This is a genomic window from Enterovibrio gelatinilyticus, assembly GCF_028683095.1.
Lineage (GTDB): Bacteria > Pseudomonadota > Gammaproteobacteria > Enterobacterales > Vibrionaceae > Enterovibrio > Enterovibrio gelatinilyticus.
Window position 1 is genome coordinate 1 of sequence record NZ_JAJUBC010000020.1, and the last position, 14381, is coordinate 14381.

Sequence of the window (14381 nt, forward strand, 5' to 3'; positions counted from 1 at the left end):
TGATGCCTTCCCAACGGATGCCACTGAGACAACCGATACTGACGGCGATGGCGTCGGTGACAATGCTGACTTAGACCGTGACAATGACGGTCTGTCCAACATTGGTGAACTAAGAGTGCCCGTGCTTGTTACGGAGTGGCCAGTACTCACAGGTAATGTAAACGTGACAAACGGTGAACTTAACGCCAACGGGGGTAGCTGGTCTTTGCAGGCTAACTCAGTGCTGTTCTCGCACTATGGGTTTACCGATAACTATCGCCTGAGCTTCGAAATTCGGGCATTGGGTAGTAACAATATGATTGGCCTCGGAAGCACTGAGTCATCTGCGTATTTCAGTGACATCGACTATGCCTTTTATATTGTGGGCTCGACGTTATATATCTATGAAAATGGCTCTAGCCTTGGAACATTTGGCTCGGTCTCCATCGACGATACGCTCTCCATCGATGTCCAACAAGGGGTTATCATTTATCGTAATAATGGAACGATACTCAGAACAACATTCTATTCTGGTCAAACACCTGACTTTTATGTTGATAGTAGCTTCCACAGTGGTGGGATCCGATTGGGGGACTTCCAGCTAATCCCTGTTTCCCCTCTAGCAGGTGTGGCCTTCACCACCGATACAGACGGTGATGGGATATCCAATGACCTAGACCTTGATAGCGATAACGATTCTATTCCAGATATCGTTGAAATTGGTCTAAACGATTTCGATGGGAACCTATTAATTGATCACCCTAACTTCGAAGGCATTCTTTCATACGCCCCTGACAGTGACAGCGATGGCATTCCCGACTATCTAGATTTGGAAAGTCAAAATGCTTCAAACGATGGGACTAATTATGACCTGAGCAGTACTCGCTTTACCGCCTTTGACACTAATGAAGACGGTCAATTAAATAGTAAAGATCAGTTTGGTGGAAATGATGTTAACCAAAACGGCGCGGACGACCTGATTGAGCAGCAACAAGGGGCTTCATTGGATCTTTAATTCATTTTAAATGTCAGTCGAAGACTTATGTACCCAATCAATCTGAAGATGCAGGATTCAGGTTGATTGGGTATAGAGAGGTCAGTTTGACCACTTTCCTCTCTTTTTCTTTGGCAGTAAAAACGCCCCAAAATTCCGGCAAATTGAAACAAGCCATCATCACTTTACGTGCAATTTGTTAACACTAAGTCATACACAACCCAAGCATTGTCCGTTACGTCTAAAAACTGCGAAAATACCACTTAAAATTCATCAAGTTAAAAATCAACCCCCCAATTAATTCACGTGGTTATCCACAGAATCTGTTGATAGGTCAGCAGCAAGGCAAAAGCTATTTTTACCATTAAAAACATAATGTTATGAGAATAATTACAAAAAAATAAATTTTTCTTGACCTAATGCCAAACTACAAAGTTATTTGCAGGTAAATTATCGTGGAAAAAATGAGTGCATAGTGAGGCATTAAACTGTATGCACATCACGGTGTTACACCTAAGTGAAAGAAAAGAGTTCAGCGGGAAATGGCGGAGGAATATCTACACAAGCCACCGACTAGCGGCTTCAAAAAGTAGGCGATCTTCGCCAGGGTGAGCAAGAAAAGAAATCCCCATCGGTGCGCCGCCAACGGTGACAAACGGAATCGTGAGTTGTGCTAATCCAGCCACTTCGGCTATCGCATACAGCCGTCGTTGATTTAAGAGAAAGGTGTTATCAACAAACATGTTGTCTGGCGCTTGTCCTGGAGACGTTGGAATCATCAGAACTTCACCGGAAGAAAAAAAGCCCTGCATATTGTCGCTAAACAGCTCTCTTTTCTTTTTCGTCACAACAAACTCTTTAAAGCTGTTTCCGCGAATACGTTCTAAGTGTTCTGCCGTCTCATCAGAAAGCTTGGGGTTATGGACATCAAGCCACTGACCATATTGTAAATCGACTTCTCGACCCAGCATCACAGAATGAATGTTATGAGCCTGAGTCAAAGCTAACTTGCTAAAATTAGGTACATGCTCAACATAGATTTTCGCTTTATTCATTGTCACTTCCCATTCAAGCATGGCTTCTATGGGTAAAAGATCCTGAAATAGAGATGTCGCGTATTTCATTGCTCTTAAGCGCACGGCTTTAGCTGGCTTCGTCCAACATTTTTCAGCCACTTGTTGTAGGACTGGAAGTTTTTTTGTCATAAAGCCAATTGCATCAAATGAAGGAGACAATGCAGCGACTCCTCTCAAGTCAACCATGCCTTGCGATGGACGATATGCAAAAAGGTGACAATACGATGCAGGGATCAACACCCCCCCACAACAGTCGTTGCCAATGGCGATAGTCGCAGTGCCTTTTGCTACCGCAACTGCCGCTCCTGATGACGAGCCACCTAATCGAATATTAGGCAGTATGGGATTTGTGAGCGTTGCTAGGAACGGGTTAAGCCCGCTAATACTCGTACCAAAATCATCTGACTGAGTTTTACCTAACAGCTTACAACCAGAATGCATCAATGTTGTCACCACGCTGGCATCGTTCTTAGCGGGCGCATGTCCATCAGACCATTCAGGAATGCCAATCCCTGTCACCAAGCCTTTGACACTCACACAATCGCTCACCACCAGTCGCTGACGAGATATAACCCCTGATGGGACATCTTGACGAATAGGTTTCAATGCTTTTAGAAAGTAACTCTCTTCTGACATCGTTGGCAACGATCCTTTTCTATCCAATATTCATAAGGTTATATCTAATTGTTCTTCCTTGCTCATTACAACGTTGTTTTTTGACACTGATCTAGCAGTTCCAATCGACTGGACTTAAATGACTTACTCGTGAAAAACTCTTCATTGATTTTTAGCTTTCTACTTTGTATCCAACTTTTTGCAGAAGATCCTTGTCCATAAGGGATTCTGTAGACATGGAAATGTTGATTTTGATGCTGATATATCAAGTTTGCCGCAACACGAAGTGGCTTATAAGGTTCATTCAGATACAAACTAAAATCGCCAGAACAATCATTCACTATGTATGAGCCATTATCACTGCGTATTGCAATGTAAGGCTTGTTTGACTCGGTGTACGATGCCAAAGACCATATACCAGTTTGCTGAGTTAGCTTCAAAAACGGCAATGCTTGTGTTTCAGTTTCTGTCTGTACGGCGTCCAACACGTTGCTGACAGCCAATGCCACCTGTTCTTCACTGGGTTTAGCATGAACCACTCGTACGATGGGCGCAGCCGCCTCAGGGGGCGTTTCGTCAAACCATCCGGTTACAAATGACCAATCAAGCATTTTCACACTCAAGACCAATACGATAACGAGCGAAGACATCGCCATGGCTGGAAGCCAAAACTTTTGAGCCCAAATAAGCAAACCAGGCATTTTCATGCCAGACTTCCTGTCCAACTCCGTTTCCATCACTTCGTTGTCAGACAAAGCTCGACGTAGTTCACCCGCGAGCTTATTTTGCTCGGCAATCGCGCTTTCTTTTTGAAGAGCAAGGCGATTGCGTTCCTCTTTTAATAGTACGAGCTCACCTTCCAGTTGGGCCACCTTACGTGAGAAATCAGCGTTTGCATTTGTATTGATGCCAATACCCTGCCCTTTTCGAGCTTGGGTGAGTTGTACTTTAAGAAGTTGGTTTAAGGCTTCAAATTCGTCTCGCTCTTTCTTGGCGCGTAGGAGTTCTCGCTCTAACGCTAAAGAGCTCGCTCCACTAGCAGACACAGAAGCAGGAATCGATAAGGCGCTCTCACCTCGACCTTTAACGATATTGTCGTAGGCATGCCTAACAAGCTGCATCAATGCCTTCGACCCACCTTTGTCAGGATGAACTCGTGTTGAAAGCAGCTTATACCTTTGCTTCACTGTCGATTCAGTGTCACCCGGCTTGGTACCGAGTAGTTCATTAAACGTAGTCATTTCTAATTATTTGATTACTTTGATAAAGATTTATCGGCAGCGGCAGAGAAAACTTGAGTGTTTTAGGGGGAACCCTCAAGTGTTGCGATGAAATGCCAGCCTCTATTTGTCTCACTATTAAGATAGTAATTTCCACATAGTTCTGCGCATTCAATTGATGAAGTTTTGTGCTTGGCCTCGTTTTTAATTATCAATATTGGCACATTTACTTAACAGAAATCATCAATTTCACCCACCTCAGAGTGAAAATTAATCCAACTCACGATTTTTCATTGCATTCGATTTTTTGTGATCTATGATGCTATCGACAATTTGACGTTCCGTTGAAGACAGCAGGAGAGAGATGGCCTTTGCCATCCGCCGAAGAAGTAAATCTTTCAGGCACTCATACCGTGCATTTGCACCTGAGTAAGGACTGTTGTTGGAGGAGCCTCTGGAGAGAGATAGGCACGACCTATCCGCCGAAGGAGCAAACTCAATTTACCCTCATTTCTTAATGAACGTATTTTTGAGTGAAACTCTCAGGCAAAAGGACAGAGGAGAAAACTGCACTATAGCTTGCGCTTTAGTGCTGCTTTGTGCAGCTATTCTCCTCCTTTTAATTTAAGCCCACACTTTCATTACTTTTCATTGAAAGCTTGGCATGAAAGGGGGAATCATGAACCATTCACTTTATAACTTTCTTCAAACCATCGACAATCTTGTCTGGGGTCCACCTCTACTGCTTTTGCTGGTAGGCACGGGGGTATATTTCACCTTCCGTCTTGGTGCAATTCAATTTTTTAAACTCCCTCTTGCACTCACGTACCTTTTCACCAAAGAAAAAGGCGTGAAAGACAAAGGTGATGTTTCTAGCTTCGCCGCATTGTGCACAGCCCTCTCTGCCACCATAGGCACCGGCAATATAGTTGGTGTGGCGACTGCAATAAAATTGGGTGGCCCAGGCGCTCTGTTTTGGATGTGGATGGCAGCCCTATTCGGCATGGCAACCAAATACGCAGAATGCCTACTTGCTGTGAAATATCGCGAACAGGATAAAAACGGCAACATGCTGGGTGGCCCTATGCTGTACCTTGAAAAAGGTGCAGGTCAAAAGTGGCTTGCTCGCCTTTTTGCTTTCTTCACGATTGGTGTTGCCTGCTTTGGTATCGGAACATTCCCTCAGGTGAATGCCATTGTTGACGCTGGATTTATCGCATTCAATGTCCCTCAACATGTCACTGCAATCGTACTCACTTTGTTAGTAGCAGCCGTCACCATTGGTGGCATTCGCTCGATCGCAGGCATCGCTAGCAAAATCATCCCCACAATGACGGTGGTTTATGTCACGGCTTGTGTCGGCATATTGTTTAATCACGCAAGCGCGATTCCTTCCGCAATCAGTTTGATTGTCGAATCTGCATTTACCAGCACAGCAGCAACGGGTGGCTTTGTTGGCGCAAGCATTATGTTAGCGATTCAATCAGGTGTTGCTCGCGGTGTGTTTTCAAACGAGTCAGGATTGGGTAGCGCCCCCATGGCTGCGGCATCTGCACAAACCAATTCATGTGTTCGCCAAGGTCTGATTTCAATGGTGGGTACCTTCCTAGACACCATTGTAATTTGTTCGATGACAGGTCTAGCTCTTGTACTGACAGGTGTATGGTCAATGGACATTGAAGGCGCACGCATGACCACTGAAGCCTTCTCACTTGGCCTTAACCAAGATTTTGGGCCTATCGTTGTCGCTATTGGCTTAATGTTCTTTGCGTTCACGACGATTTTGGGATGGAACTACTACGGTGAGCGTTGCGTCGTTTACTTATTTGGGCAACGTGCAGTCTTACCCTACAAATTGGTGTTTGTTGCCTTAGTCTTGTCTGGTGCGTTCATCAAACTCGACATGATTTGGCTACTCGCTGACATCGTCAATGGCTTAATGGCGATTCCTAACCTTATCGGTTTGATCATGCTTCGCCATGTAGTCGCAGATGAAACCAATGCGTATTTCGAAATGTTAAAAACGAAGCTTTCCAATCAGCCAGACAAGTGTCCGCGTATCAATGTTTAGCAATAGGCTTTATCGCTAAGAGACTGCCTAACTAAGATAGCTAGAAGATAAGCACAAAAAAACAGCGCCCCAAGAGGCGCTGTTTTTTTTGATGCGATGACTGCTTCAAGCGAGCTTACGCAGTTTTAGCATTGAGCATGTCACTAAGACCGAGTTTTCCGAAGATAGCGTCATAGTGAGCGAAGTTAGGGATACGTGTGTGATGTTGAACTTTCGTGCCCACTGCGACAAATTCATACCCCAAGGTACTCGTTGCCATCTTGTCCCATTCACCATCACCAAAGTAGACACGACGAGTGAAAATAGCGCCAGTATCTTGCTTGGCTCGGAATGCAGCCAATGCCATGATTTCACTGCGCGTCATCGCATCAGAACAAGATGCAAAGCTAACGCCGCTAACGTCAAACCCAGCCGCTTTCAACTTCATTCTCGCTGATTCTTCCCAACCACCCGTCGCAATCGCTAAAATCACGTTCGGGTGAGATTTCATGTCATTAACAAATTTTATAGCGCCAGGCGTTGCCGCAACTTCTGTGGCGTTACTGGCAATATATAAACGCAATTTTTTCAGAAATAGTGTTTTCACTTCTCTTAGAATACGCATCCTTTCATGTCGCATTCCTTGTTGCTCAATCAGTTCTTCTAAAATACCGACGTCGGTGACATTGGTGAATGCCCCCCAATCATCGGTTAACTCTATACCCATCACTTCTTCAACCGCAGATCGGAAGCAATCGGAGTCAAAATCATAACTATCGATAAGCGTACCATCGACATCTAACATAAACAGGTTCATTAGCGCCTTTCCTCAAATCTTGTCATTACTCTACTCAAGGCTGATTTGATATCACGCTTGGCATTTCCCAGACACGCAAACGAAACATTGTATTTACATACGCAGTCCATTGGCAACTCTAATATGCATATTTAGAGATAGTAGACTGTCTTGATACTCAGTGCACCCCGTATTGTAAATCACGAAAATAGACAATAACTTACGGTAAGAAAAAGAGTGGATGTGTACGACAAATTGTTGAAAACTGCGCGTTGTGTTTTTTGTATAAATGAGAGGCCGAATAGAACGCCATGACTATATAGAAGCGGATCAGAGGCAGCCCACTCAATCAACCTTTCAATAGCATATTGTTAACACAACAATGTTTGTATCTGATGTGACGAAAGTGACCAAATTATGGGCACCGTCTCGCTTGTTGACTTTACTATCAGAACAGTTTGAACACACAACGCGCTGTGACAGAAAGAGAAGTAAAATTTGTTCGATAAAGTGTGCTTGTCAAGACTTGAAGATCACACGATATAGTGGTTTGATCTGCGCCCTTGCCAATCAGAGACACAATATAGTGTCTTTGGACAAGTTTCGCTCAACAAGTCGGCATTACTCTCGAGGTGCAATTTATAATGGCCAAAACCAAGTCAGCTTCTGAAATCGAACTTACTGGTGTTCTAGCAATTCCATACCAAGATACGTCCATGGAAATCTGGGACAGCAAGTACCGCTTAAAAAGCAAACACGGTGACGCAATCGACGAAACACTCGACGATACGTTCAAGCGTGTTGCTCGTGCTCTAGCTGATCTCGAAGAAAAATCGGTACAAGATAAATGGTATCAAGAATTTCTGTGGGCGCTTCGTCACGGTGCTATCCCAGCAGGGCGTATCACGTCTAACGCTGGCGCTTTCGAGCACAAACCTGCGACATCAACCATCAACTGTACGGTAAGTGGCACCATTGAAGACTCAATGGATGACATTTTGGGTAAGGTGCACGAAGCGGGTCTAACGCTAAAAGCAGGTTGTGGTATTGGCTACGACTTCTCTACCCTTCGTCCACGCGGTGCATTCGTATCTGGTGCAGGCGCATACACGTCTGGCCCACTGTCGTTCATGGATATTTACGACAAGATGTGCTTTACCGTGTCGTCTGCTGGCGGACGTCGAGGTGCCCAAATGGGGACCATGGATATCCGTCACCCTGATGTGATGGAATTCATTCGCGCGAAGCGTGAAAACGGTCGTCTGCGCCAATTCAACTTGTCATTACTGATCAACGAAGAATTCATCGAAGCCGTGAAGAATGACGGCGAATGGCAATTGATTTTCCCTGTGACTGAAAAAGAAGCACGCCAGGACAAAACTGACCTAAACAACGATGCAAGCATCGTATGGGCAGACTGGCCGAGCAGCGAAGGGTTTGTTGAAGACGAACTTGGCCGCATCGCATGTAAGATCTACCGCACTATGCCAGCACGTAATCTTTGGAACGTCATTATGACGTCAACTTACGACTACGCTGAGCCGGGCTTTATCTTGATCGACAAAGTGAACCAGATGAACAACAACTGGTTCTGCGAAGAAATTCGTGCGACAAACCCGTGTGGCGAGCAACCTCTCCCACCTTATGGCGCTTGTCTCCTAGGTTCAGTCAACCTAACCAAATTCGTTCGTGACCCATTCACTGAGAATGCGAAGTTCGATTGGGAGATGTACCGTAAGGTTGTAGCGACCTTCACACGCATGCTGGACAACGTGGTTGAAATTAACCAATTGCCGCTTGCAAAACAACGTGAAGAGATCGAAACCAAACGTCGCCACGGTATGGGTTTCTTGGGCTTAGGCTCAACCCTAACCATGCTGCGTCACAAATACGGCAGCGCTGCGTCTATCGCATTCACTGAGCAAGTTTCTCAAGAAATGGCGATTACGGGTTGGGAACAAGCTGTTGCACTCGCTGAAGAGAAAGGCGTTGCACCTGTCATGGACCAAGAATTTGTTGTTACCGCAAAAATGCTACGTCTACGCCCAGAAATGGCGGCAGATGGCATTAAGATCGGCGACAAAGTGAAAGGTAAAGTACTTCACGCAAAATACAGCCGTTACATGCAGCAGATTGGCGACATTCGCCCTGATTTGATTGCAAAACTGGTAGAAAAAGGCGGTCGCTTTACCCACCACAGCTCTATCGCACCGACAGGAACCATCTCACTGTCTCTTGCGAATAATGCCAGTAATGGTATCGAGCCAAGCTTTGCTCACCACTACACGCGTAACGTAATTAAACCGGGCAAGAAATCGAAAGAAAGCGTTGATGTATTCAGCTTCGAATTGCTGGCTTATCGCGAACTGATCAACACCAAAGCAATGCCTTACAGCACGAAAGAAGACGAGCAATTGCCGGAGTATTTCATTACTGCTGATGACATTACGCCAAGTCAGCACGTTGAAGTTCAAGCTGCCGCGCAGCGTTGGATCGACTCTTCGATTTCGAAGACAGCTAACGTACCAACTGACTTCCCATTTGAGGACTTCAAAAACATCTACATGGATGCATACGACAAAGGCCTGAAAGGCTGTACGACCTTCCGCTTCAACCCAGAAGTATTCCAAGGCGTATTGGTGAAAGAAGAAGATCTTGAAAACACCACGTATGTATTCGCGTTAGAAGACGGTTCTACCTTCGAAGCGAAGGGCAACGAAAAGATTGAGTACGACGGTGAAATCCACTCGGCAGCGAACCTTTACGATGCGCTGAAAGAAGGCTACTACGGTAAGTTCTAATCACACCGGAATACAATTGTTGGGATGGCTTGAGATCAAGCCATCCACTATGAAAGAAGTAATTCGTTATGACACGTAAAATTGAAAGCAAAATTGTTTCATACAAAGTAAAGAGCAAAGACTCTGCTGACGTTGCGCCAGTTGCGCTTGTGCCAGAACTGCCAACCATCGAGACGATGCATGAAGAGATGCCGCGTCCAGAAATCTTGCTTGGCACCACTTACAAGCTAAAAACACCAGAGCATGTTTCTGAGCATTCGCTGTTTATCACGATCAACGATGTAGTTCTGAACGAAGGCACGGATCATGAGATTCGCCGCCCATTCGAGATCTTCATCAACAGCAAAAGCCTTGAGCACTACCAATGGATTGTGGCGCTAACACGCATCATTTCTGCGGTATTCCGTAAAGGTGGTGACTGCACTTTCTTGGTTGAAGAATTACGTTCAGTGTTCGATCCAAAAGGTGGCTACTGGAACAAAGGGAAATACGTACCATCACTGATTGCTGAAATCGGCAATGTGATTGAACAGCACCTAATGAAAATCGGCATGTTGCGTAACCCTGAAATGGATGAGCACCAAAAAGCATTTCTTGAAGCCAAACGCGCTGAAAATGCGGCAAAAGAAGAAGTGAAGGAAGAAGAGCCTGTAAATACCAGCTTTCCACCTAGTGCGACCCTTTGCTACAAATGCCACAACAAAGCCGTGATTGTGAAAGACGGTTGCCAAACCTGTCTGAACTGCGGCGATTCTAAGTGCGGCTAATGCACCTAGTGTCATCTTAGAGAAAGGCTTCCTTAGGAAGCCTTTTTGTTATCTGCCTATCTATACCCAAACAATCTGGAGATGCAGGATTCAGCGAGGTTTACTGACGTTATGATCTAGGCGTCCCTTTGCCGATGTAGTGATCTCCAATCCTGAAAGCCTTGCATCTCAACTTGTTCGATTTTTTCGAATGATAGCGACGGAAATTTACGCTTTGTCATGCCCAACGTTTTGCTTATAGTTATCATCAATAAAGAAATCAGTATTTTATAAAGAATTTACGGAGCGTCTAATGGCAAGTGTTTTAGTTTTGAAATCGAGCATTCTCGGCGAGTTTTCATCATCGACAAAACTGATCGACGGGGCAATTGAACAGTTCGGTAATGACCATTTCGTTATCGATCGCGACTTAGCGGCTCACCCTGTGCCTATGCTCGATGGTGAAATAATGGCTGGCTTGCGTGGCGCGGAAAACCCAACGCAGCGACAACAAGACGCACTGGCATTATCCGACCAATTGATCAATGAAATCCAAGCCTGTGATACCTTGTTAATCGCAGCGCCCATGTACAATTTCAACATTCCAACGCAACTTAAAAACTGGTTCGATCTTATCGCGCGAGCAGGCGTTACTTTCACCTACACAGAACAAGGCCCTAAAGGCCTACTAACCGGAAAGAAAGCCATTGTTGTTACCACACGTGGTGGTTTACACAAAGACACACCGAAACACCATATCACCAACTATCTGATTACTTTATTGAATTTTTTTGGCATTAGTGACATTGAGTTTGTTTACAGTGAAGCGCTTGCGATGGGTGAAGCCTCTGCTGCGGCATCATTGGAACAAGCATCAAACGAACTTTCCGATCGGATGTCTTTAACTTCATAGATTGCCAACGTCAAAGCGCTGCAGAGTCATCTCTTTGCGCTTTGCTTTATCTGTTTTGGGCGTTTAATCGCCCTTTTTTTCATCGGTCCGAAGAACGAATATCGATCTCCCTCTCAGCCTGATACAACCGTCATTTTCTTTTATCTAAAAATCCCGTTTCATGACGCATCTAACATTCCTTCATTTGGAGTTATAAGTGATTAAAAGCAATCCATTTTTGGGTAAAGATTCTGACCGCGCAGAAATTTGGGACATGCTAGTAGCCAAAGATATTAAGGCTTACACCCAAGCGGACTGGTCAATGGTTGAGAACGATTTTCTAGAACAAGAATTTTTCGCTGTTAACGCTGGGTTTGACCAAGACCCAGGAAACTGGAACCTTGCCTTCTCTCGATTCGATGATTACCGCGATTCATGGTTAGAAGCGGCAAGAGCCAGTCTTGATACTGAATATGCAGAACCGCTCGAAGACGCCATTCACACGCTGACCACACTTGAACAAATCGAAGTGAAAGACGGCAAAGCGATCGCTCGTAAGCAGTTCGATGGCACCATACAGGTTGTCGGAAAAGAACCTGAAATCCTAAAATGGCAAACGCTTTATTATCTAAAGCAAACGCCATCAGGTTGGAAGATTGTCGGTTTCACTGGCTACCTGCCCTATACAGCGTAATTACTGATATAGCCAAACCGCCTGAAGATACAGGATTCAGAAAGCTTTACTGACGTTATTATCAAGACCTCAGTAAAGCTCGCCCTCAGTGAGGGCGTCAGGTTGATTGGGTATAAACAGGCATAAAAAAACGGGCTAACATCGCCCGTTTTTTTATCGCCTACGTATCGCTCCACTGAATGCTCTCAACCACATAAAGCAGCCACTAGATCAGTTAAAAATCCATTTGTAAGTAAATGGTGTTGTAGTTGCTGCCGCCTTTTATTCGTCCAAACTGGCTGGCTTTCTCAAAGATGGCTGAGCGGTGATGAATGGAATATCCAAGCCAGAGGTTGTTCCAACTCTTTTTGCCAATCAGGTCACCTACATTCACATCCACGGAAAAATCTAAGTAGTTAAGAAGATGGCTGGGTTCATACCCTTTACGCTCCATCTCCGATCTTTCAACATGAGTTATGTTATTCACATAGGACAGACCTTCTGCCACACCAAATCGCCACGTTGTTGGCCAATCAAACGTGTAATAGGCCTTTATCGCCATAACGTATTCAGGCGACGAAGCCTGTACTTCCGAACTCCAGTGCCAAACGATGCCTGGGGTAAGATAAATATCCAAAGGAATGCCAAACAAAGAATCACTGAGTGGATGCCCATAGAAGAAGGATGTCAGGGTGTTTCCATACGGGTCTTTTTGTGAATCACCCGCAATAATCTCACCAATGTTTGATGGCGTCGCCCAACCTTGTGCCAATCGCCAATAGGGTCTTGTTGATATCTCTTTCTTTCCGTGGCGTTTATTGTCATTGAAAAAGCCAAAGCCCGCGTATACTTCGCCCTGCCAATCCGTATCAATAGTCGAAGCGTGGCGAACATTCTCATCGAAATAAGTCGCATAAGCCGCCCCCACCAAATACAGGTTCGAATACACGTGATATCGTGCGCTCATACCCGCTTTGACATCAACTCCAGCACCAATATGCTCGCCTTCATTTCTATATTCTGACAGCCCGTAATAGAAACTGTTAAAGTTAGCGCCTTTATAGCGCGCTGACACCATTGCTTCGATATCGGCATTATCCGTCAACAATTGCTTTCCAAGTTTGGCAATACCATGAAAGCGCGAGTCTTTATCTGATAGCACGTCGATATCTGCATACCAACCATCACCTAACTGACGTGTGAGTTGGAAGCCAAAATCACCGGTATCACCACCAACATCGTTCTGAACAGCGGTGGGTAAATCGATGAAACGCATACGAAGGATTGCATTCGCTCGCCAATCACCATCTTCCCACAAACGGATACCACCCTCTGTACCTCTAATAAAAAAAGCTTCATCTTCATAAAACATCATCGGCACAAAGCTAGATACATTCGCACTTCCGCCTTCAGTATAAGGAACCCCTGCCGTTCTTACTGTTGCAGCAATGCCCCAGTCTTCACTTCGTTTTAATCGCAGAGAGTCAACACTTTCGGTTGGTGAGGATTCGGATACAGCAAGAATAGGCGTATTTTGAACGTCAGTATCACCCCAACTAGGCGGCGCAAGTATGGCAGTAGCGAAAGCAACAGATTTAGATAAGCTCGGCATTAGAAAACAGAACGATAATTTCACATTGGCTCTATTGTAACCTAACTCAGTTTATTTTCCGGACAGAGAGGTCGAAAAAAGAGTGGAAAAGCAATTACTTTGCCCACCCTTTCCCTTTTGCGACTAGTGTTCTCGCGCCGTTAACACGAAGAGATCGACATGCCCAATGAGAGCAGGGTTGATGGGGCGTATGGGGTTCGCGTTATGCCACACTGCGTGATCGTCAAGCAATGCGACGTCCCCATCATTCATTGCCAATGAAAAAAAGGGCTCTTGCGTTTTGTCTTTATAGACAAGAATTTCGCCTCCTTGCACATTTTGGCGATGGATCGCCGCAATCGCAATATGGTCAAACCCATCCTGATGGACACCTTCCGGTGACACTGGCGTCATGTCGCTAAGTGTAATCACACGCATCTGATGTATCTCAATATCTTGGTGATCATCCAACTCATTGTTGTCTTTGAACAATCGGCACAGCTCAAAAAAACCTTCTGAGTGAAGCACGTTGTCGGATAGATCTTCAAATTGGCGAACAATTCCACCTTGATGCTGATTAATTGACTTACTTTGCACAAAGGTATGCTGCGGCATGTGGCGCACAGAACCGTCATGACATTGCACAATGGAATAGCGTCTTAGCCTGTATTGACCATCGGCGTACGGGGTAGTTGGCAAATGCTCAAAGGTTGGTTCTAATTCTCGTACCGCTTGGTCGCTGATATGACATAGCTGCATGAGATAGTCTGGATGATACATGATACGTCCTCCATTTCGATTGAACGTCATGTGTTTCGGATAAGAAGCACACGACAACAGTCTTCACATAAAGTTAACGCCACCGCATCAGTTTTGACAAATTTATACAGAGTGATTAATTAATCGATATGGGATATACGCACAGATAAACTATACATATAACAAATG

The 14381-nt window shown here is 45.0% G+C and carries 11 protein-coding genes and 2 riboswitches; of the genes, 6 read left to right on the forward strand and 5 right to left on the reverse strand.

Annotation, left to right across the window (positions count from 1 at the left end):
* On the forward strand, positions 1 to 994 hold a 994-nt coding region (locus tag LRP50_RS16340), incomplete at its 5' end, for a hypothetical protein (RefSeq protein WP_274165533.1).
* Between the two features lie 536 nt (positions 995 to 1530).
* Here LRP50_RS16340 and LRP50_RS16345 read toward each other — a convergent pair.
* Both LRP50_RS16345 and LRP50_RS16350 read right to left on the reverse strand, forming a co-directional pair.
* A complete protein-coding gene (locus LRP50_RS16345) occupies positions 1531 to 2685 on the reverse strand; it encodes an amidase family protein (RefSeq protein WP_274165534.1) in 1155 nt (384 codons plus the stop codon).
* Between the two features lie 65 nt (positions 2686 to 2750).
* Positions 2751 to 3905, reverse strand: a complete 1155-nt coding sequence (locus LRP50_RS16350; protein ID WP_274165535.1) for a hypothetical protein — start codon at positions 3903 to 3905, stop codon at positions 2751 to 2753.
* 323 nt (positions 3906 to 4228) lie between these two features.
* Positions 4229 to 4308: riboswitch (glycine riboswitch) on the forward strand.
* A gap of 20 nt (positions 4309 to 4328) precedes the next feature.
* A riboswitch (glycine riboswitch) is annotated at positions 4329 to 4452 on the forward strand.
* 111 nt (positions 4453 to 4563) lie between these two features.
* On the opposite strand from LRP50_RS16350, the gene LRP50_RS16355 reads away from it, so the two are divergent.
* A complete protein-coding gene (locus LRP50_RS16355; protein ID WP_274165536.1) occupies positions 4564 to 5955 on the forward strand; it encodes an alanine/glycine:cation symporter family protein in 1392 nt (463 codons plus the stop codon).
* Between the two features lie 115 nt (positions 5956 to 6070).
* Here LRP50_RS16355 and LRP50_RS16360 read toward each other — a convergent pair whose 3' ends face one another.
* Positions 6071 to 6751, reverse strand: a complete 681-nt coding sequence (locus LRP50_RS16360; RefSeq protein WP_274165537.1) for an HAD family hydrolase — start codon at positions 6749 to 6751, stop codon at positions 6071 to 6073.
* A 623-nt stretch (positions 6752 to 7374) separates the two neighbouring features.
* On the opposite strand from LRP50_RS16360, the gene LRP50_RS16365 reads away from it, so the two are divergent.
* From LRP50_RS16365 to LRP50_RS16380, 4 genes are all read left to right on the forward strand, one after another.
* Positions 7375 to 9531: an adenosylcobalamin-dependent ribonucleoside-diphosphate reductase gene (locus LRP50_RS16365; protein WP_274165538.1), complete on the forward strand. Its 2157-nt coding sequence runs from the start codon at positions 7375 to 7377 to the stop codon at positions 9529 to 9531.
* Positions 9532 to 9599: 68 nt separating this feature from the next.
* Positions 9600 to 10298 carry a TSCPD domain-containing protein gene (locus tag LRP50_RS16370; protein ID WP_274165539.1) on the forward strand — a complete coding sequence of 233 codons (699 nt, stop codon included), beginning with the start codon at positions 9600 to 9602 and terminating at the stop codon, positions 10296 to 10298.
* A gap of 292 nt (positions 10299 to 10590) precedes the next feature.
* Positions 10591 to 11190 (forward strand): FMN-dependent NADH-azoreductase, encoded by a 600-nt coding sequence (locus tag LRP50_RS16375; protein WP_274165540.1) that lies wholly within the window; start codon positions 10591 to 10593, stop codon positions 11188 to 11190.
* 196 nt (positions 11191 to 11386) lie between these two features.
* Positions 11387 to 11863: a hypothetical protein gene (locus LRP50_RS16380; protein ID WP_274165541.1), complete on the forward strand. Its 477-nt coding sequence runs from the start codon at positions 11387 to 11389 to the stop codon at positions 11861 to 11863.
* A 214-nt stretch (positions 11864 to 12077) separates the two neighbouring features.
* On the opposite strand, the gene LRP50_RS16385 is transcribed toward LRP50_RS16380, so the two are convergent.
* A complete protein-coding gene (locus LRP50_RS16385; protein WP_274165542.1) occupies positions 12078 to 13478 on the reverse strand; it encodes a MipA/OmpV family protein in 1401 nt (466 codons plus the stop codon).
* A 99-nt stretch (positions 13479 to 13577) separates the two neighbouring features.
* Entirely contained in the window at positions 13578 to 14213 is a 636-nt protein-coding gene (locus tag LRP50_RS16390) for a 2OG-Fe dioxygenase family protein (protein ID WP_274165543.1), read from the reverse strand.
* Positions 14214 to 14381: the final 168 nt, after the last annotated feature.